Origin of the sequence: Rhizobium grahamii CCGE 502, from assembly GCF_000298315.2 — a bacterium.
Taxonomy (GTDB): Bacteria; Pseudomonadota; Alphaproteobacteria; order Rhizobiales; family Rhizobiaceae; genus Rhizobium; species Rhizobium grahamii.
In genome coordinates this window covers 297,077-316,768 of the sequence record NZ_AEYE02000015.1, presented here as the reverse complement: position 1 = coordinate 316,768, position 19,692 = coordinate 297,077, and the positions used below count along the sequence as shown (strand labels likewise).

Genomic DNA, 19,692 nt, shown 5'->3' with positions numbered 1-19,692 from the left:
ATTAGGTCGAGCCCGTGTCCTCACTTCGATTGTCCGTCATTGTAATTATCCTGTTGGCTCTGGCCGGCTGTGGCGGACCACGCGCCGTGCTTGGCCTTCCCACGACATCATCGTCAGGAGCAGAACCGCGGGCAATCGTTCCGATCTACGTCGCGACTACACGCGCCCGATCCGACAATCTTTCGCTGCCGTATTCGGCCGAGCGATCGAAGACGTTGAATTTTGCGAAACTCGACATTGGGATACCACAAAACCACGTTGCCGGTCGCGTCGAGAAAAGCGGGCGGACCCCTGATCCAAGCAGGCATTTTTCAGCACGGACCTACCAGCCGATTGCCGAGCGACAGGACTTCATCAGGCAGCTAAATGTCGCGCTGGCGCAGCGGGCACCTGAAAATCGCGAGATTTTCATCTTCGTTCATGGATACAACAACAACTTCGCCGACAGCGTCTTCCGCAACGCCCAGATCAGCTACGACTACAATATCAAGTCGGTCTCGCTGCATTACGCCTGGCCGTCAGGAGCGTCGATCCCGCTTTACGTCTTCGATCGTGACAGTGCCCTCGTTGGCCGGCGGGGACTTGCCGAGACGATCGAGATCGCCGCAGAGACCAATGCAACGAGAATCATCCTGGTTGGTCATTCCATGGGCGCCTATGTCGTCACGGAAGCGTTGCGCGATCTGGCCCTCAGGGGACGTACCAGCACGTTGAAGCGGCTGGGTGGCGTCGTTCTCGCCGCACCTGATATCGATGTCGACGTCTTCCTGAGCCAGATTGACGACATTGGTGACACCCCGCGACCATTTGCAATCATCGTCTCACAGCGCGACCGCGCTCTCGGATTTTCCCGACGATTGGCGGGCGGTCACCCGCGCGTCGGGAGCGGCTCCGAGGTTGCCGCCCTTCAAAAGAGAGACATTGCGGTTATCGATGTCTCGGACATCGATGGTGGGAGGCATAGTGTCTTTGCCAGTTCGCCGACGCTGATGGACGTGGTTAACAACGATGCCTTAATGCGCAGTCTTCTCAGAGAAGACCAAGCGCCGGCCCGCCAGACAACGCTCGCCGACGGCGCATCGGTGATTGAGGGCGCTGCGTCACTGATAGTTTTCCTTCCGAGCCGCATTCTGGGTGGGATCGCACAGGCGGCGGCCGGCCAATAGCGATGATGGGGGCCAAGATTGTTGGCCCGCTGCTGGACATCAAGCTGGAAGAAGCCTGAACGTCCCCAGCAGATAGATCGCGATTGCATAATAGAGCACATAAAGTGCGTATGTCTGGCCGTTTCCCGTGTAGATCCTTCGCACTATTCCCGCCGCGCCGATCGTCAGATCGCAGATTCCATCCCAGATAAAGTTTGCAATTGGGGTAACGAGTGGTGCAAACGCCGATCGATAGAAGGCGTAAAAATGCGCTGGGCTGACGGGAATGGAGCGCCCGCGCCCGGTTCGATAGACCAATAGGAAGCCCCCGAAAAGAACCGCTGTGATCGCGACAGTGACTGCCATGACGGGGACAGGATTCCAGTAGCCATAGATGGTCTCAAGCGACATCCCCTGCCAGACCAGAGTTGAGGCGAAATAAGGATCGATCGCGGCAGACACGGGATCCATTACCAGCTTCGGGAAGAACGACAGCAAGACAATTGCGAGGATCAGAACGAATTGCGCGACCAAAAGCGGCAAGGGCGCCTCCGCCACAGCCTCAGCTGCGGACCTTCGCTGACCAAGGAAGATCGAATAGCCAAATCTGAACATGTATAAGAAACCGATGAAGGTCGCGAGGACGGCAACGATCGCGAGACCGTACCAGCCCCGGTCCATCATTGCGCTCAACAGCAGCCACTTGCCGCCGAAGCCAGCAAGTGGCGGCAGGCCGGACATAGAGACAAGGGCAACAATCACGCAAGCAAAAGTGACAGGCATTTCTCTGGCAAGGCCGCCGATCTCATCGAATAACCGGGTACCGGCACGCAGGATGACCGCGGCGGCCGCAAGAAAGAGGACGCCCTTGACCATCAGGTGATTGGCAACGAGATAGAAGGCCGTGACCCAACCGAGATGGCTCATCAACGCTATCGCAGTGATGATGTAGCCGATCTGACTCATGCTGGAATAGCCGAGCATTCGTTTCAGATCGGTTTGCTGGAACGCCATAACGGCACCAGCGATGGTCGTCAGTAGTCCGATCCAACCCATCACGTGCGCCATTTCGAGTCCGACGTCAGAGCGAATGGCAAGGTATGTCACCATGAACAGCCCGAAGACCGCAACCTTGCTGATCACGGCGGAAAGCATTGCGGACAGGTCGTCGTCAGCCTCGGCATAGGCGCCCGGTAGCCAGACATGGACGCCAACAGCGCCGGCCTTGATCAGAAAGCCGATCGCGAGGAACATGAAGGCACGCGCCGCATCCGGGCCGGCCGTGGCGAACGCCGATAGCGCGGTGCCGCCATTGGCATGGGTGGCAACGCCGAAGCCTGCGAGCAGGCAAAAGGCAGAGACCAAGGAAAAAAGAAGGAATTGCAGAACGTAGGAGTGAGCACCGGGGCGTTGCGCGATCAGGAAATAGGAAGAGAGAGTGATGATTTCCCAGTGGAAGAAAAACTCCAGGCTGGTGGCCGCGCGCAAAAGACCGGTGATCGACAAAAGCAGGATCGCCATCATTGGATAGAAGCCCCTGCGAGAATCGGTGCGATAGAGGCTGGCAAAAGCGATGACCAGGCCGCCGGCAAGAAGAAGTGCGGCAAACAATCGGGGCAAACCTTCGAGGTCGGCAGTGATCCACAGTCCGACAACCAGCACCGCCGCCAGCATTAGTACGCACTTGATCCTACCGGGAAGGCCATCAACGAGGCAAAGAACGCCACCGATACAAAGAGGCGCGACAAGCCATAGCGACACCGCGCCCGCGAAAGCTGCCGCCACATAACCGCTCAAAAACAGCATAACGGCGCTGGTCACGACCGGAATCAATCTGGACGGAGCAGGGCTGAGCGAGGCGGCAAGACCTGCCGGAGAGTTGCTATCTGTCGCGCTCGACGGCGGTCGGGTCGCCTGTTTGAACCAGCGGAACATATAGGCTGCCTCAAGCAGCGATCCGACCAGGATGACCGCTATCCAGATGGATCGCTCCCCAGCTGCAGCCTGCATCACGAGTTCCCATTTCGCCCAGAACCCCGGGAAGGGAGGTAGCCCGGAAATAGCGACCAAGAACACTGCAAGGATCGAGAGCAAAAGACGATTTCCGGCAATGTCGGACCACCCGTCGACCTCGGTGCGCTCGACGATGCCGGCGAGCCAGAACAGGCCGGCCTTGGCAAGCAGATGATTGACGAAGAGACCCCCGACAACCAGCGGCAGCGACTGCTTGGCTTCGAGCTGGTGGAGCAGCGCAAGCGCCAGCACCAGCAGCCCCATCTGTGCGATCGAGGAGTAGCCGAGCATTCGCTGCACGCTTGTCTGCCTCAGGCCAACAAGATTGGAGAACAGGAAGGTAACGCCGCCCGACACTGCGAGAATGCCCAGCTGATCTTCAAAGAGCGGCAGCAGCTTGAAAAGAGCAAAGAACACGCCGGCCGACACTGCGACGGAGGAAAGTGCCGCGATGCCGCTATGGGCCGTCTCGTAGACGTCGAGCCCCCAACCGTTGGCAGGGAACGGCTTCAGCTCGAGTACGAGACAGGCAAGCACGAACAGCAGCGCAGTCGCCCCGATCGGCCCTGTTATCGCCGCCCGGTTGGTGACCATCTCGTCGATATTGAGTGTGCCGGTCACATGGTAGAGGAGCCCGGCGCCCAAAAGGAAGAACGAGGAGGCGAGAACGGTCGCCATGATGTACTTGAAGCTGGCGGCAAGCGCTGCCGGGGTCCGCTCCAATCCAAGAAGCCCGTAGGTTCCGATCGACATGATCTCCAGGAACACGAACTGGTTGAAGAGGTCGCGGGTCATTACCATCCCGTTGATGCCCATGATCAGGATCAGGTAGAGCAGAAGTGCCGAATAGTTTAGGCGCAGCCGCTCCCAGAGATGCCAGGCGCCAAGAAGCGCGACGACATTGACGCAAACAGAGAAGAAACCTTCCCACGGACCAAATCGCAAGTTGATCGAGAACGGTGGCACACTGCCAGCCGTCAGGATCTCGAAGGTCGGCTCGCCATTATGGATGCGCCAAAGGCAAACGCATGAAATGACGGTCATTCCCAGAAGCGCCAAGACGAAACCAACCGCCGGCAATGGCTTGGCGATACGGTAGAGCAGGGGGATGAGAAATCCTCCGCCAATGCCAAGCAGGAAAATATTCAGCGGCTGCAGAAGGCTGTCTACCATTTGGACTCCGTCAGCGCGTCAATCGAGAGTGTTTTCCTGACGGCGTGGAGTCGGATCGCGAAGGACAGCATGATTGCGGTCACCGAGAAGCCGATGACAATGGCCGTAACGACGAGCGCGGCCGGAATCGGATCGACGGCGTGCTTGGCCGCATCTGAAGCGCTGAGCGCCTGGTCAATAATCGGTGCCGTTCCGCCGGTGACATAGCCGGTCGCCACGAGGACGATGTGCATGCCTGTGTCGATCAGCGAAAAACCAATGATGATGCGAAGGATGTTGCGATGCCTCAGCATCCCCCAGAAACCAATAAGGATGAGAAGAAATCCGGTGGCCAGAAGTATGTGTGATATCGGCAGCCCCATGCGCTTCCCACCTCGTCTAGCTGCGAAACCGGTCGATAATGACACTCAGTTCCGCGCCAACCTTGATGCCCAGTAGAGCCGAAATCAGCGGGATCGCCCCGGCGCTGAACAGCGTCCCAAAATTGCCGCGCGGTAGAATATGGCTGTCAAGAAACCCGCTGCCGAAGGCAATACCGACGATGCCGATCAGGACGTAGAACACACCTGCAAGCGATTCCGTTGTGCTGAGAAAGCCGTGATTGATCGATCCGGAGGGATAGGCGAGCAGTAGGAGCATGACACCGGAGGCGATGACTGCGCCCCCCTGAAAACCACCGCCGGCCGATAGGTGGCCATTCATGACAACATAGGCGCCGAACAGGAAGATTAGCGGAAGGACCACCTCTGCACCGTTGCGCACCAGTTCGCTCGGACGGTCGGTACCATCGGATCCGCGGTTGCCGAAACCTGCCTTCTCCCCCGCTTCGCCTGCAAGAAGCAGGCCGACACTTGCCGCGACCATGAATAGTACTGCGACTTCGCCGAGCGTATCAAATCCACGAAAGGTAATCAGAATTCCGGTCACAACGTTTGGCGCACCAAGATCGGCGGGCACCTCAGTCAGATAGTGCACTGCCAGCGCCGAAAGCGTCTGGTGCTCGTCATAGTCGCTGACGAGCGAAGCAAAGATGACGGCGAATGATAGTACGCAGAGCAGGCTGAACACGCGTCTCATGCCGAGCCCTCCTTGCCAGCGCGGTCGTTCTCGTCGCCTAGGGCATCGACAATGGTCGCCGCCGCCATCGGCGTACGGATTGCATGCGCGGCTCGCGACAGCGCATGCGACGACAGCGGATTGGTCATCAGTACGAAGAAGGCGATGATCAAAAGCTTCAATGACCAGTCCGGATGATAGATGCCAAGTCCGGCAAGAACGAGAATATTGCCTAGGGTCGAGGCCTTGGTGCCCGCTTGAATGCGGGTGAAGACATCGGGCATGCGCAGCAGTCCGATACCCGCGGAAAAGAGAAAGAACGCCCCAATGAGGATGGTCAGGCTGCCGATGAGCTCATTCATCGGTGGGGCCTCCGCCTTTGGTCTTGCGGATCGCGTAAAGGAAGATCAGCGTTGCCAAGCCCGAGCCGATCGCGGCCTCCGCCATGGCGACATCGGGTGCGGCCAAGAGCACATAGGATGCGGCCGCAAACAGGCTTGCAAGACCCGCGCTGACCATCGCCGCCATGAGATTGCTCAGCAAGACGGCCAGCACTCCGCTCACCAGAATGCTCCCGCACACCAACAGAATGAGCATCTCGAGCATGGCGGCTATGGCCCTTTTTCCAGGAAGCGGGCAATGGCAAGAACCGCCAGAAAGCTGAGTAGTCCGTAGACGAGTGCAACGTCGATATAGACAAAGCGCCCTGAAATGTGAGCGTAGAGCGCTATCAACGAGATTGTAACGACGGTCAGCATGTCGATCGCCACCACACGATCGATTGTCGTACGACCGATGACCAGCCGCAGCACACCAAAGACGATGCTGAAGAAGATCAGGACAACGGCAATCTGCAGGATGATTTCAGCCAAATACCGCTCCCAAGTGCTTCTCAAAAGGACCGATGATCATCCGGGTTGCCTCCTCCGGGTCGGTGGTCTTTACGTCAAGCCAATGAATGAAAAGGGCATCGCCTCTAAGATCCATGACAAGCGAGCCGGGCGTAAGCGCGATTGAATTGGCAAGGACCAGCCGACCGATCGGCGATGTGAGTGGCATCCTGACCTTGACGATCCCCGGACGAATAACAATGCGCGGCGCGTAGACGTAGCGCAGCATGTTCAGGTTTGCCTTTACCAACTCGACGAGGAAAACGCCGGTATAGGCAATGAAATGCACGGCCCTGGCTGGCGTTACCGTGATCTTCCAGACATCGCTGCGACGCGCGAAGATCCATGCCAAGACGAAAGATACCACCGCGCCGATGGCCACGATCGGGGCTTCGACCGATGAATTGACAACCAGCCAGACGACAAACAGAAAGCTTGCGAGCAGGACAACGCCCTGTGGCAATCCTGATGGGCGCGGTTGGGGTGTTGCTTGGTCTTCTGGCATTGCGCTGGCTTTCAACGGGTTCAGGTTAGTAGCGCGCAGTCCGGGTAGGCAGGGTTGAGTTCATGTATCTACCGCGGCTCGAGCCGACCCGGCGTTTTGCCGGTCGCGGCGACTTTGCCTGGCGATACATTAGCATCGGCTGCATCGGGCTGTGATCGGCACTGAATCCAGAAACTATGCCTGTTGTCCGATATGCCGTCTTACCGGGGTGCATTTGTGTGCCATCTCTTGACCCGCATTCAAAACGGCGAAATCAATCACGCTGCGCATCAGGCTTATGTCCGGAACATGTGTGTGCCACGCCGGAACGACCCATTTGATTGGCGACACACTCGCCGGGGAGAATTTTCGTAGGCGTCATATTGGAAGGAACGATCGTATGAATCTCCGGGCCTCTCAAGTCGATGAGATGATGCACAGATCGCGCAGGGTTGCTCCCCTGACGCACCGGGTGGCGATAGTAGCTGCCGTGCGGTCCAAACGGATATCGGTTTCATGAACGAGAAAGCCCCGCAATCCGGATCTGCCGTTCCGGTCGCACCTAGCATTGCTGATTATCGCCCGTTCAGCATGGCGGAAGAGAAGGTGGTCGCACATCTGCAGACGGGCGACTTCGATCGGTTGGGCGACGGCCTGCGCCCGGAAAACGAAGATCCCGAGCGAAGGGTGCGGGCGGATCTTTTGCGACATCTCATTCTCGGCAACGATGGGTACCGTCTTCACGAAAAAGGACTGAGACTGACCGGGGCTTGGATAACCGGTATCCTCGACCTGGAGGGATGCAGAATTCCCCGCGACATTGGCCTTAAGGACTGCCACTTCGAAGCCTCGCCCATATTGCGTTCCGCCATTATCGACAATCTGTTTCTCGATGGCTCGGCCTTGCCGGGATTGCAGGCTGATAGGCTCGAGGCGCGCGGCTGCCTCTCGCTTCGCGCCGCGATCGTAACTGGTGAAATCCGGCTCCCCGGTGCGCGTATCGGCGGCAGCATTGAAGCGGATGGCATCTCGATTGCCTCGCCTGACGGCATTGCGCTCGACGCCGATGGATTGGAAACCGGCGGGGGCATTCTGCTGCGTGGTGCCGATGTGCGTGGTGGCCTCAATCTCTCGGCGGTTCGCATTGGTGGTGATGTCAACGCGGTCGGCGCTCACTTGGAACGACCGGGCGAGGTTGTCCTGAACGGTGACGGGATTGTCGCAGCAGGAGACCTCGCCCTGAGAGGGACGACTATTTTCGGCGAGACTCGTCTGCTCGGTGCCCGTTTCGGTGGCGACATCGATTGTACGTCGGCCTCATTTTCGGAGCCGGGGGGCTACGCATTGCGGCTCAACCGAACCACGATCGACGGTGCGTTCTTTTTGCGGCAAAACGCATCTGTCGGGGGCACACTCGACCTGACAGCCACGACAATCGGTGCGATTGATGACGAGATGGCGAGTTGGCCGAAAACCGGCGACTTGCTTTTAAACCGCTGCCGATACGGCGCTTTTATCGGTGGTCCTGCGGACGCGGAAAGCCGCCTTGACTGGCTTGCACGCCAAACACCTGAACGCTGGGGGGCGGACTTCTGGCCTCAACCCTACGAGCAGCTGTCGAAGGTCCTTAGGGAAATGGGCCATGACGAGGAAGCCCGCGCTGTCCTCATCACCAAGGAGCGGCTGCAGCGAAAGGCACGTCGAGCGCGTGCCAAGAACCCGGCCTTGAGGGTCGTCCTGGCGGTTATGGACGCCATTCTTGCGGTCACGCTGCGCTATGGGCGGCAGCCACTTCTGGCGCTGGTCTGGCTGATGCTCTTCTGGGCGATTGGCGCCGGGGTCTTTGCGATTGCCTACCGAAGTGGCGCGATGAAACCGAATAGCCCGGTCGTGCTGCGCTCCCCCGAATGGACGATGTGCGATCTGCAACGAACCGAAACCCGCTTCATGCCATCTGCGGGACAGGATCTGAGCGGACGTGCCGAGGTCGGGCAGAACCAACTGACCTGCTTTCGCAATCAGCCGGAGGCAGCCAGCTACCCGGAATTCAATGCATTGATGTATTCGCTTGATGTTCTCCTGCCGGTGGCGTCGATCGGACAAAAGGAATACTGGCGGCCGGACTCCCTGAAACCAACCGGCACCTTCACTTTGAGGTACTATTTCTTCCAGTCGGTGATCGGCTGGGCGCTCAGCCTTCTGGCTGTCGCCGGTTTCTCGGGACTGGTGAAATCGCAATAAGGCGAGACACCTTAAGCGCTCTGGCAGGGCCAGGAGTTTGATCCCAAGGGAAAAGGCTGTCTGGATACGATCGGCATAGTGCATCCTTCATTCGGTACTCCGCCAGGATGCTCCCCGTCGCTTCATAGAAAACTCCTCACGCATGCGCTTCGAGGGCGCTTTTTACGTTTGGCCTCAGCGCGCGTGGAGTGAGGTTCAGTCGAAGAACCCCGAATCTTCCTCTCTGAGATATCTCTTGGCCCTTTCAGCGTCGATATCGAGCCCCAGGCCCGGCGCTTCCAGTAGGTCCACCATGCTGTCCTTCACGATCTGTGGCGGCAAGCCGATTACCAGATCCTCCCACCAGGGGTCGGAGGCGCTCGGATATTCGAAGGCGACGTAATTTGCCGGCAGCGTAGCGCAGACATTGATCAACGCGCCGAGGCCCAGCAGGCCGTTGGCGGTGCCGTGCGGTGCCATCAGGATCGAGTGCATGTAGGCGTGTTCGGCGACCCACTTGAGCTCTGCGATGCCGCCAATATCGGCTGGATCGGGGCCGATGACGCGCACCGCCTGCGTCTCGATCAGTTCCTTGAAATTGTGCCGCAGGTAGATCTGCTCACCGGTGTGGATTGGCGTAGAGGTAGAAGTGGTCAGTTCCCGATAGGCCTGCGGATTGACCCACGGCACGTAGTCGCCTGTCAGCATGTCCTCGAGCCACATCAAATTGTACTTCTCGACCGCGCGAGCGAATTTGATCGCATCGGGGAGCATCCAGCCAGGGCCGCAGTCGAGCGCCAGGCTGACTTTGTCGCCCAGCACTTCCTTCATCGCGATCACGCAGTCGAGCATGTGATTGAAACCGCGTTCGCTGATAACGCCCTGGTCCATGGCACCGTGATAGCCGGCCTTCTTCTGCGTCACGCCGTAGTGGAAGCCCTCGATGGTGTCCTTCATGTTGGAGTGGAACGAGATGCCTTGCTTGACCATGAAGAAGTTCTGCGGCTGCTCCATCATCCATCTGACGTCAGCGGCGTAATCCTCCGGCCGGTCGCCCGTGCGTTTCTGGCGAATCGAGCCATTATAGACGCGCACCTTGTCCCGCACCTTGCCGCCGAGCAGCTTATAGACGGGCACGCCCGCGGCCTTGCCAGCAATGTCCCAAAGCGCATGTTCAATAGCGCTCACCGCCGCGCCGTACGGCTTGAAAGAGCCGCGTTGGCGGATCTTCAGCATTACTCTCTCGACATCGGTCGGATCCTCGCCGACCAGCGCCTCGCGGAAATGCAGCACCCAGGGCTTGAGATAGGATTTGGTGAATTCGACTTCACCCAAGCCATAGAGGCCCTCGTCGGTAACGATGCGGACGATCGGGTGTTTCCCGATAACGGCGCAGCGGAGATCGGTGATCCTCATCTTCGTTTTCCTTTTTGCCTCAGCTCCAGGTGCGATCCCAGGAATATTCATCGTTCCAGTGATCCGTAGGCTGCCAAATGCCGGTGACACCCGGTTGCAGATGCTGCGAGATCACCTCATCGACAACGTCGTCAATCCCCAGGCCGGGCTTGTCGGGAACTGTGATGAAGCCGTTCTTCACCAGCGGCTTGGGAAGGCCCGTGACGATATCGTCCCACCAGTCGACATCGGCGGAATGGTATTCAAGCGCCATGAAGTTTTCGGTCGCGGTCGCGACATGTGCCGCGGCCATTGCGGCGATTGGACTTTCCGCCATGTGGATGGCCATGGCGACACCCTTGTCCTGCGCCATGTCGCCGATCTTCTTGGTCTCGAGGATGCCTCCGCTGGTAAGAAGGTCCGGGTGGATGACGGCGACGCCGCCGCTGTTGAGCAGAGGCTCAAAGCCCTCCTTGAGGTATATGTCCTCGCCAGTGCAGATCGGCACCGTGGTGGCGTCCTGCAGTTGGCGGTATTGATCGGTATACTGCCATGGGATCACATCCTCGAGCCAGGCTGGCACGTATTTTTCAATACGCCGGGCAAGGCGAATGCCGTTCTGAATCGAGATATGGCCGATATGGTCGATGGCGAGCGGCACATCCATGCCGATGACCTCGCGAACCTCGGCGATGTATTGCTCAAGCAGGTCGAGGCCCTTGTCGGAAAAGTGGAGGCCGGTAAACGGGTGCTGGACATTATGCAAATCGTACGCAGCATTGCGCACACGCCGCTCTTCATTGGTCTTCAACGGTCCGCGACTGGGATGGTCCCGGTATCCTTCCAGTGAGCCGGCGGGAAACACGACCGCACCGGGCACATCCGCAATCTGCATCAGTCCCAAATCCATCTTAAGGAAGGTGAAGCCGAGCTCCATGCGCTGCTTGAGGCGCTTGCCGGTCTCGGTGCCGCTCGGCACGGTGGCGTCGGTATCGCAATAGACGCGCACTTTGTCTCGAAACCGACCGCCGAGCATCTGGTAAACCGGGACGCCATAGGCCTTGCCGGCAAGATCCCACAACGCGATTTCAACCGCCGATACGCCGCCACCTTGCCTGCCGTGCCCGCCGAACTGTTTGATCCGGCGAAACAGTCGATCGATGTTGCAAGGGTTCTCGCCGAGCAGCCGGCTCTTCAGCATCAGCGCGTAGGTGGCGCTGGCGCCGTCGCGCACTTCGCCAAGCCCGACAATGCCCTGGTTGGTGTAAATCTTAAGCAGCACTGAAGTGAACGGCGCGCCGACAATTTCTGCTACCCGCATGTCGGTGATGCGAAGGTCGGACGGCTTGGAATGCGTGTTCACCCGATTGAGCGCCTCGTCGGCTCCATCTGCCTCTGGCATGATTTATCCTCGTTTTGGTGCGTGGGGTTCGTCGCTGGGGCGACGTAGAGCGTTGCTAGTCCAACTCTATCTCGTGGCTTTGAAGGTAGTCGCGGTTCATTTCGACGCCGAGACCAGGCTTGGGCGTGACCTTGAGGGTGCCGTTCGATACATCGAGTGGTCGGTCGATGAGGTGATCGTATTTGCCAAGGTTCCACTCCGACGTTTCGAGTTTGTAGAAATTAGGAACGGTCATCATCACCTGCGCTCCCGCAACCACATTGATCGGCCCTGCGGCGTCATGCGGGGAAACCGGGATGTAGTAGGCTTCGCATAGGGCAGAAATCTTCTTGAGTTCAGTGATGCCGCCGGTCCAGGTGACATCAGGCATGATGTAGTCGGCGAGCTTGTTTTCGAGCACCGGCACGAAATCCCACTTCGTATGGCCGCGCTCCCCCCACGAGATAGCGGCACTGACCTTCTCACGGACCTGTCTCAGAGCATTGAGGCTCTCCGGCGGACAGGGCTCCTCGAACCAATCGATCTGGCCGGCTTCCTCGAGGCTCCGACAAAGGCGAATGGCGGTGGGAACGTCGAACCGGCCATGCGCATCGATGAGGATGTCGACATCAGTGCCCGCCGTTTCGCGGATAAGAGCCGTGAGTTCGGCGGCTTCGCGCTCATCCTTGCGGGACATGCTGCCATCGAGGTATCCGTCTCGCTGTTCGCGAGGCTGGCCCTCGGCAGTGCGGCCTTGGTAGGGGAAAGGATCGAACTTGAGCGCAGTGTGGCCGGACTCGACGATGTCTCGAATTTCGCGGACCACAGCCTCTTTGCTGGTGAACTTGGCCTGGTTCGGGTGGGTGTAGAGCGCGATCTCATCGCGTACCGGCCCACCCAACAGCTCGTAAATCGGCTTATCCAGGACTTTCCCTCGGATGTCCCAAAGGGCTATGTCGATGGCGCTGACGCATTCGACCGCGGCCCCGCGACTGCCCATGTAGGTGAAGCTGCGGAATATCTTGTGCCACAGGTACTCAATACGCGCCGGGTCCTCGCCCGTCACAGCGGCACCGATCTGCCGCAGGATCGTGCAGAGGGCGCGATTGGCGAGCCTTGTCGTGGTGGTGATCTCGCCCCAGCCACTCACCCCCTCGTCGGTCGTCACCTCGACGAACAGAAACTCTCCCCAATAAGAAGCATCGGACTTGATAAGCCACGGCCGAACGCTGGTGATTTTCATCTCAACTGCCTTTGTCAGAAGTGGTCGGGATAGCGATGTTCAGGGGTCAGGTATTTATCCTGCCCGAGCGGCGTTACGCGCACGCATGTGTTCCAGGATGTGTCGGCCGGAGCCTTCGACATGGCGAGCAATGAGTTCGCCCGCCTCGTTTGCGTTTCCCGCCTTTACATGCTCGATGAGCTCGCGATGCTCGCGAAGGATCGCGGCCCGCCGGGCGAGCGTGAAATCGAAACGCCGGCTCACGGCTCGAAGCACTTCGCGATGCTTCCACCAAAGCTCAGCGGCGTGGCGGTTGTAGTGCCTCTGGTACATTACGGTGTGAAAGGCGGTGTCCAGTTCGCTATGCCTGAACGTATCGGCGAAGTCGTTCTCTTCAATTAGCCCCTGGATGCGTTCGAGTTCAGCAATGTCCTCGACGGTGGCCATATTCACAAACCATCGCGTCAGTGCCGGCTCGATCAAGACTCCTATCTCGTAGATGTCCCGAACGAAGTCCTGATCTATAGGCCGGACGCGCGCTCCGCGGTTGGGAACGAAGGTAACAAAACCTTCCCCGCGCAACAGTTGCAGAGCCTCGCGCACTGGGTTGGTCGAGGTGCCGTGGCGCCGGGCGAGATCAGTGACGACAAGCCGTTCGTTGGCAGCGAGCCGCCCTTCGATGATGTCATCCCTGATCAGTTGGTAAAGCGAGGCGCCCTCGCTGGAGGCCCCGATAGCGTCGATCCCGTCGGGCGGCTGTGCTTTAAAATCGCTCGTTTCGGCCAAGGATGTCTCCAATCAATACATAGATTGCTCGGATATCATGCGATCTTTCCACAAACAATGTACGATTTCTCCGATTGACAGGCAATCCGTGATCTGAAAACGTATCATTAGCTCGAGCGGATACATTGGCTGAAAAACGCCACGGCCGGTGAGCAAAGACCGCTCGCCTCGAGGCAGAGCGGCATGGGAGAACCTGGAGGATGCCTATGACGAGGATTTCACTCGGAGGTGCCGTCCTGCGCGGCACTGTCTCCACTGCTTTGATGGTATCGTTGATGTCCGCGTCGGCGCTGGGTGCGTCGGTCGACTTGAGCCAGTGGTCGCCGCAATATGTGCGCTCCATTGCCGGCACACAGAACTTCGACACGGCAGCCGATTGCGCCAAGGTCACCCCGCTCGACTACAAGGGGCGACTGACTTTCTGGTATCAAGGCGTGTTCGAGGGCGACCCCGATCTCTTGCGCCAGTATTACAAGGAATTCTTCGAGACCTTCCGCAAAACCTACCCAAACATCCAGCTTGAGGAACAAGCCCTCACCTATAATGACCTGCTGGACAAGTTCCGGACCGCGCTCCTTGGCAATGCAGCGCCGATGGCGGTCCGCCTGCAAATCCTGGGTGGTACCGAGTTCGCCTCCAAGGGCTATTTGCAGCCACTCAAACCCGAGGACGTAGGATATTCGACCGAGGATTTCTGGCCAGGCGCAATGAAGGCCGTGACCTGGGATGGGGTGACCTACGGCATTCCCACCAACAACGAGACGATGGCGTTCATCTGGAACGCCGACGTCTTCAAGCGCGCAGGCCTCGATCCGGAGAAGGCTCCGGCAACCTGGGACGATGTCGTCAAGTATTCTAAGCAGATCCACGACAAGCTCGGCATATCAGGTTACGGCCTCGTGGCTCGCAAGAATGCCGGCAATACGCCGTACCGCTTCATGCCGCAGCTGTGGGCCTATGGCGGCGGCGTCTTCGACGAAGCAACCGCCAGCCCGGCCTACAAGGAAGTCGAGCTCAATAGCCCGCAGAGCAAGGCGGCATTGCAAGCCTCCTACGACATGTATGTTCGCGACAAGTCGGTTCCGGTTTCGGCGCTCACCAACCAGCAGGCCGACAACCAACCCCTCTTCCTCGCTGGCCAGCTCGGCATGATGATCTCGCACCCGTCCGACTACAACGTCATGCTCGACCTGCAGAAAAAGGCGACGGACACGGACAAGGTCAAAGCGCAGACGGTCATCGACAACATGCGCTACGGCCTGATTCCGACTGGCCCGGACGGCAAGCGCGCCGTCGTGTTTGGCGGTTCCAACATTCACATCCTGAAGCCCGAATATGTCGAGGGCGGCAAGGTAGACGAGCCGGCTGCAAAGGCTATCATCTGCATGTGGACGAGCCCCGAATGGTCGTTGAAGATGGCCTATGCCGGCTCGAACCCGGGAAACCTCAACGGCTTCAAGACCAAATGGATGAAGGAACGTCTGGACAGCATCAAGTTCCTCGATGTCACGACCTCGATGCTGCCATACGGTATCCCGTTCCCGGCACTGCCGCAGTCCCCCGAGATCATGAACATCATCGTCCCGGACATGCTGCAGAATGCCCTGACCGGAGCCATGACGGTCGACCAGGCAGCGGACGACGCAGCCAAGAAGGTAAAAGACCTGATGGACGGCGGACTCTAGTCCAAGCCTGAAGATCTGACCGGCTGCGCCGCAATCGCAGCCGGTTTGTTCCGACGAACAAGGGCACCGCACAGTGACGATCTTGACTGGCAAGGCCGAGACTCGCCGAAGACTGCAACCCGATAGGCCGGGCGTGCTGCAAAAGATCTGGGAGCATCGCGCTGACTACGCGTACGTGCTGCCTGCGATCGCCGTGATGCTCATCGTCATAGCCTATCCCATCTACTACACGATCGAACTGTCGTTCTTCAATACGCCTCCCGGCCTGCAGCTCCGGGACAAGATTTTTGTCGGCATCGACAACTACATCGCCATCCTCACAAGTCCGGTGTTCTGGAAGGTCACCTCGAACACTCTCATTTGGACGCTCGGGTCCACTTTCATCTCATTTGTCCTGGGGTTTGCCTGCGCCTTGGCGCTCCATCGTGACTTTATCGGCCGTGGCATCCTGCGCGCCGTCCTGATCATTCCCTGGGTCATCAGCGCGGTCGCCGCGTCCTACATCTGGAAGTGGATCTACCATTCGGACTTTGGGATCATCGGCGCGGTGCTGGTCGGCCTCGGATTGGCGGACCGGCCGCCAAATTTCATCGACAGCGTCAGCACCGTGCTGCCCTCGCTGATCGTCGTCAATATCTGGCGAGAGTTTCCGTTTGCCATGATCATGATGATGGCTGGCCTGCAGACGGTTCCTGACCAGTTGCTGCGCGCCGCAAAGGTCGACGGGGCCAATGCATGGCAGCGGTTCTGGCACGTCACCTTTCCGCACTTGAGAAACGTCTCGACGGTGACGATCCTTCTGCTTGCCGTGGCCAACTTCAATTCGTTCATCATACCCTGGATCATGACCGGCGGCGGGCCGTCGAACGCTTCGCATATCTGGATCACCCACATTTATGAGCTCGCCTTCGGCCGCCAGCGCTGGGGAGTGGCATCGGCCTACTCGGTGCTGCTGTTCCTGATCTTGATGTCGCTCGGCTACTTCTACGTCCGTGCGCTGAGCGGCAACGAGCAGAGGGATGCGAGCGAATGAGCACAATGGCCGAGACTCCTCATCGAGATCAGGGGCGTCGCCGCATGCGCATCGATGGATGGCGGTGGGGCGGACGTATCTTCCTGGTGTTCATGCTGCTTTACACTGCATTACCGATGATCTGGATGCTGATCACCTCGATCAAGTCCGGCTTCGCGGCCATGCAATTCCCGCCGCAATGGTGGCCGGACCAACCCACGCTCGCCAGCTACCAGAAGCTGCTCGATCCGCAAAACAGCGTCGGCCAGGACTTCCTGCGCTTCTTCTGGAACAGCCTTTTCGTATCCACCGCCACGACCATCCTTTCGGTGATCGTGGCAGTTCCCGCGGCCTACGCGTTTTCACGCTTTACCTTTCCGGGGCGGAACTTTCTGTTCTTCGCCGTCTTGCTTCGCAACATGTTCCCGGCAGTGATCTTTCTCGTGCCGCTCTTCATCCTGATGCGCGCGATCGGGCTGGTAAACACGCATGGGTCGCTCATCCTCACCTACCTCACATTCGGCCTGCCGCTGGCAATCTGGCTCCTCAAGGGCTTCTATGACAACATCCCGGTGCAACTCGAGCAGGCGGCGCGCATCGACGGCGCAACGCGGTTCCAGGCCTTTGTCTTGATCGTGATGCCGCTCTCGGCGCCAGGAATCATTGCCACGGCGATCTATTCCTTCATCGGCGCATGGAACGAGTACATCTACGCCTACACCTTCCTCTCCAAAAACGAGCAGTTGACACTACCGGTCGGCATCCAGCGCTTCTTCTCGGAGAATACGACGGACTTTCCGGGCCTGATGGCGGCCAGCTTCATGATGAGCGTGCCCGTCGTGGTCCTGTTTCTCGTCCTGCAACGATACTTCGTACGCGCCCTCACGGAAGGCGCAGTCAAGCACTAGGGGAGTTGCCGTTGGCCCACGTGGTCCTCAAAGATCTGGTCAAGACCTATGGCAGCTTCAAAGCTGTCAACAATGTTTCGCTGACGGTCAACGACGGCGAATTCGTTGCGCTTGTCGGCCCGTCAGGCTGCGGCAAGACAACCACGCTCAATCTTGTGGCGGGGCTCATCCCCATCACATCTGGCGACATCGTCATCGGCGACCGGGTGGTCAACCACCTGGATCCCAAGGACCGGGATATCGCAATGGTGTTCCAGAACTACGCGCTCTATCCGCAGAAATCGGTCTACAAGAATCTCGCGTTCCCGCTGCAGATGCGCAAGCTGCCAAGGGACGAGATCGACAAGAAGGTCAAGGAAGCAGCGCGAGTGCTCGACATGACGCAGCTGCTCGAGCGCAAGCCACGCGAACTTTCGGGCGGGCAACAGCAGCGCGTCGCCCTGGGCCGCGCTCTCGTTCGCGATCCGGCGGTATTCCTGATGGATGAACCACTCTCCAACCTCGACGCAAAGCTGCGCGTGCAGATGCGATCGGAGATCAAGCGTTTCCACCAGGACCTCGAGGCGACGATCATCTACGTGACGCACGACCAGCTCGAAGCGGTAACCATGGCCGACAGGATGGCGGTGATGAACGGCGGCTACCTCCAGCAATACGATTCGCCAGCGCAGGTCTTTGCCCACCCGGTCAACATGTTCGTCGCCAGCTTCGTCGGCAGCCCGGCAATGAGCCTTGTTCCGCTAGAGGCTTCAACGGCAAGCGGAAACACTGTGTTGACCAGCGCGGAGGGCTGGCGTCTCGAGCTCTCGCCAAATAACGCCCGGAAGGTCGAAAGGGCAACAACCAGGAAAGTCGTGCTCGGCGCACGTCACTCGACGATCAAGCTGCACAAGAGTGCGATGCCCGGAAGCGTCCCTGCCAAGGCCTACACGGTAGAGCCGACCGGAGATGTCACCTTCGTTCAAGCGTTTCTGTCCGGCGCCATCGTCAATGTCAGCGTGCCGCCGACCATCGCCGTCGCGCCCGATGAACAGATTTGGCTCGAATTCGATCAGGAGCGGATGCATCTGTTCGACGGTGAAACAGAAATGGCCCTCAAGGCCAACTGAGACCAAGCGGATGCGTGTGAAACGAGGGCGTGGATGACCACGAAGCTTAAAATCACGGCGATCAAGCCCTATCCGGTATGGGTCGGAACGCGCAACCAGATGCTGGTCAAGGTCGAGACCGACAACGGCATCTTCGGCTGGGGCGAGAGCGGCTTGAGCGGTCGCGAGAGGGCCGTGGCCGGCGCGATCGAGCACTATCGGGAGTTTCTCATCGGCCGCGACCCGATGCAGATTGGTCGGATCTGGCAGGAAGTCTACCGCAGCCAATACTTCGAAGGCGGGCGCGTTCTGCAGGCGGCGATTTCCGCGATCGACATTGCCCTTCACGACATCAAGGGCAAGGCGCTGGGCGTGCCGGTCTACGAACTACTGGGCGGCAAGCAGCGTGACCGCATACCTACCTTCGCCTCCACCGGAGACGAGGCCGAGGGCGATGTTGCCATTGAGCGAGCCCGCGAACTACGCGCGCAAGGGTGGCAGGCGATCCGCTTCTTCCCCATCGGGCAAAGCAGCAAAGACATCTTTGAGCCGCGCGAGTCGATCGGGCCCACGGCAACCATGCTGAACAAGGCGCGCGAGGCGTTGGGCAACGACGTCGTCCTCGGCATCGACTATCATCATCGGCTGTCGGTGGCCGAGGCGGCGAGCTTCTGTAACAAGCTCGGCCGCGGCGTGCTCGATTTTCTCGAGGAGCCGATACGAGACGAGACACCCGGGGCCTACGAGTCCCTGCGCACGATGACCGACATCCCGTTCGCCATCGGCGAGGAATTTGCCAGCAAGTGGCAATTCCTGCCCTACATCGAACGTGGCATCCATCAGTTCAACCGGCTCGATGTTTGCAATGTGGGCGGGCTCACCGAAGCGCTGAAGGTCGCTGGTTGGAGCGAGGCGCACTATGTGGACCTGATGCCCCACAATCCCCTTGGGCCAGTCTGCACGGCCGCAACCATCCATCTCGCTGCAGCGGTGCCGAATTTCGCTTGGCTCGAGACCAGGGCGCCCGAAGCAAAGCTGGGCTTCGATAACTCCGACTTCTTCCCCGTGCAACCACGCCTCGACGGCCCCAGCTACCCGGTCAGCGATCTGCCGGGGCTCGGTGTCGAGGTCAACGAAGAGGCGGTCAAGGCGGAGAGCTTTCGTTTCTGGGAAGCGCCTCACCTGAAGCGCCGCGACGGTTCCGTCACAAACTGGTAGTTTCATCCACCGGAGT

At 59.1% G+C, this 19,692-nt stretch carries 18 protein-coding genes; 7 read left to right on the top strand and 11 right to left on the bottom strand.

Annotated elements, in window-relative coordinates:
* Nucleotides 1–14 precede the first annotated feature (14 nt).
* The gene (locus RGCCGE502_RS15760) at nt 15–1,166 is read left to right on the top strand and encodes an alpha/beta hydrolase (protein ID WP_040674646.1); all 1,152 of its coding nucleotides are present in this window, start codon (nt 15–17) and stop codon (nt 1,164–1,166) included.
* A 39-nt stretch (nt 1,167–1,205) separates the two neighbouring features.
* Here the strand turns inward: RGCCGE502_RS15760 and RGCCGE502_RS15755 are convergent, their stop codons facing one another.
* From RGCCGE502_RS15755 to RGCCGE502_RS15725, 7 genes are read right to left on the bottom strand one after another with little or no spacing between them, the layout of a single operon-like run.
* Complete coding sequence (locus RGCCGE502_RS15755) at nt 1,206–4,331, bottom strand: complex I subunit 5 family protein (RefSeq protein WP_016555165.1); 3,126 nt, start codon at nt 4,329–4,331, stop codon at nt 1,206–1,208.
* Nucleotides 4,325–4,693, bottom strand: a complete 369-nt coding sequence (locus RGCCGE502_RS15750; protein WP_016555164.1) for a sodium:proton antiporter — start codon at nt 4,691–4,693, stop codon at nt 4,325–4,327. The genes RGCCGE502_RS15755 and RGCCGE502_RS15750 overlap by 7 nt, the downstream gene beginning before the upstream one ends.
* A 16-nt stretch (nt 4,694–4,709) precedes the next feature.
* The gene (gene mbhE / locus RGCCGE502_RS15745; RefSeq protein ID WP_016555163.1) at nt 4,710–5,408 is read right to left on the bottom strand and encodes a hydrogen gas-evolving membrane-bound hydrogenase subunit E; all 699 of its coding nucleotides are present in this window, start codon (nt 5,406–5,408) and stop codon (nt 4,710–4,712) included.
* Complete coding sequence (gene mnhG, locus RGCCGE502_RS15740) at nt 5,405–5,749, bottom strand: monovalent cation/H(+) antiporter subunit G (RefSeq protein ID WP_016555162.1); 345 nt, start codon at nt 5,747–5,749, stop codon at nt 5,405–5,407. The genes mbhE and mnhG overlap by 4 nt, the downstream gene beginning before the upstream one ends.
* The gene (locus RGCCGE502_RS15735) at nt 5,742–5,951 is read right to left on the bottom strand and encodes a hydrogenase subunit MbhD domain-containing protein (protein ID WP_244441705.1); all 210 of its coding nucleotides are present in this window, start codon (nt 5,949–5,951) and stop codon (nt 5,742–5,744) included. The genes mnhG and RGCCGE502_RS15735 overlap by 8 nt, the downstream gene beginning before the upstream one ends.
* 47 nt (nt 5,952–5,998) lie before the next feature.
* Nucleotides 5,999–6,259 carry an MrpF/PhaF family protein gene (locus tag RGCCGE502_RS15730; RefSeq protein ID WP_016555160.1) on the bottom strand — a complete coding sequence of 87 codons (261 nt, stop codon included), beginning with the start codon at nt 6,257–6,259 and terminating at the stop codon, nt 5,999–6,001.
* Nucleotides 6,252–6,782, bottom strand: a complete 531-nt coding sequence (locus tag RGCCGE502_RS15725) for a Na+/H+ antiporter subunit E (RefSeq protein ID WP_019280008.1) — start codon at nt 6,780–6,782, stop codon at nt 6,252–6,254. Before RGCCGE502_RS15725 ends, RGCCGE502_RS15730 begins: the two co-directional genes overlap by 8 nt.
* Nucleotides 6,783–7,277: 495 nt before the next feature.
* Here RGCCGE502_RS15725 and RGCCGE502_RS15720 point away from each other — a divergent pair, with 495 nt between their 5' ends.
* Nucleotides 7,278–9,002: a hypothetical protein gene (locus RGCCGE502_RS15720; RefSeq protein WP_016555158.1), complete on the top strand. Its 1,725-nt coding sequence runs from the start codon at nt 7,278–7,280 to the stop codon at nt 9,000–9,002.
* Nucleotides 9,003–9,197: 195 nt separating this feature from the next.
* Here the strand turns inward: RGCCGE502_RS15720 and RGCCGE502_RS15715 are convergent, their stop codons facing one another.
* The 4 genes from RGCCGE502_RS15715 to RGCCGE502_RS15700 are packed head-to-tail and all read right to left on the bottom strand — an operon-like array spanning nt 9,198 to nt 13,765.
* A complete protein-coding gene (locus tag RGCCGE502_RS15715) occupies nt 9,198–10,397 on the bottom strand; it encodes a mandelate racemase/muconate lactonizing enzyme family protein (RefSeq protein ID WP_016555157.1) in 1,200 nt (399 codons plus the stop codon).
* Nucleotides 10,398–10,416: 19 nt separating this feature from the next.
* A complete protein-coding gene (locus tag RGCCGE502_RS15710; protein WP_016555156.1) occupies nt 10,417–11,778 on the bottom strand; it encodes a mandelate racemase/muconate lactonizing enzyme family protein in 1,362 nt (453 codons plus the stop codon).
* Between the two features lie 55 nt (nt 11,779–11,833).
* Nucleotides 11,834–13,000, bottom strand: coding sequence for a mandelate racemase/muconate lactonizing enzyme family protein (locus tag RGCCGE502_RS15705; protein ID WP_016555155.1), 1,167 nt, complete (start codon nt 12,998–13,000; stop codon nt 11,834–11,836).
* Nucleotides 13,001–13,054: 54 nt separating this feature from the next.
* Complete coding sequence (locus tag RGCCGE502_RS15700; RefSeq protein WP_016555154.1) at nt 13,055–13,765, bottom strand: GntR family transcriptional regulator; 711 nt, start codon at nt 13,763–13,765, stop codon at nt 13,055–13,057.
* A 206-nt stretch (nt 13,766–13,971) separates the two neighbouring features.
* On the opposite strand from RGCCGE502_RS15700, the gene RGCCGE502_RS15695 reads away from it, so the two are divergent.
* From RGCCGE502_RS15695 to RGCCGE502_RS15675, 5 genes are all read left to right on the top strand, one after another.
* A complete protein-coding gene (locus RGCCGE502_RS15695; protein ID WP_016555153.1) occupies nt 13,972–15,450 on the top strand; it encodes an ABC transporter substrate-binding protein in 1,479 nt (492 codons plus the stop codon).
* 73 nt (nt 15,451–15,523) lie between these two features.
* The gene (locus RGCCGE502_RS15690; protein WP_016555152.1) at nt 15,524–16,483 is read left to right on the top strand and encodes a carbohydrate ABC transporter permease; all 960 of its coding nucleotides are present in this window, start codon (nt 15,524–15,526) and stop codon (nt 16,481–16,483) included.
* Nucleotides 16,480–17,370 (top strand): carbohydrate ABC transporter permease, encoded by an 891-nt coding sequence (locus RGCCGE502_RS15685; RefSeq protein WP_016555151.1) that lies wholly within the window; start codon nt 16,480–16,482, stop codon nt 17,368–17,370. Before RGCCGE502_RS15690 ends, RGCCGE502_RS15685 begins: the two co-directional genes overlap by 4 nt.
* Nucleotides 17,371–17,381: 11 nt before the next feature.
* Nucleotides 17,382–18,479, top strand: coding sequence for an ABC transporter ATP-binding protein (locus RGCCGE502_RS15680; RefSeq protein WP_016555150.1), 1,098 nt, complete (start codon nt 17,382–17,384; stop codon nt 18,477–18,479).
* A gap of 33 nt (nt 18,480–18,512) precedes the next feature.
* Nucleotides 18,513–19,676 carry a mandelate racemase/muconate lactonizing enzyme family protein gene (locus RGCCGE502_RS15675; protein ID WP_016555149.1) on the top strand — a complete coding sequence of 388 codons (1,164 nt, stop codon included), beginning with the start codon at nt 18,513–18,515 and terminating at the stop codon, nt 19,674–19,676.
* The last annotated feature ends 16 nt before the right edge of the window (nt 19,677–19,692 follow it).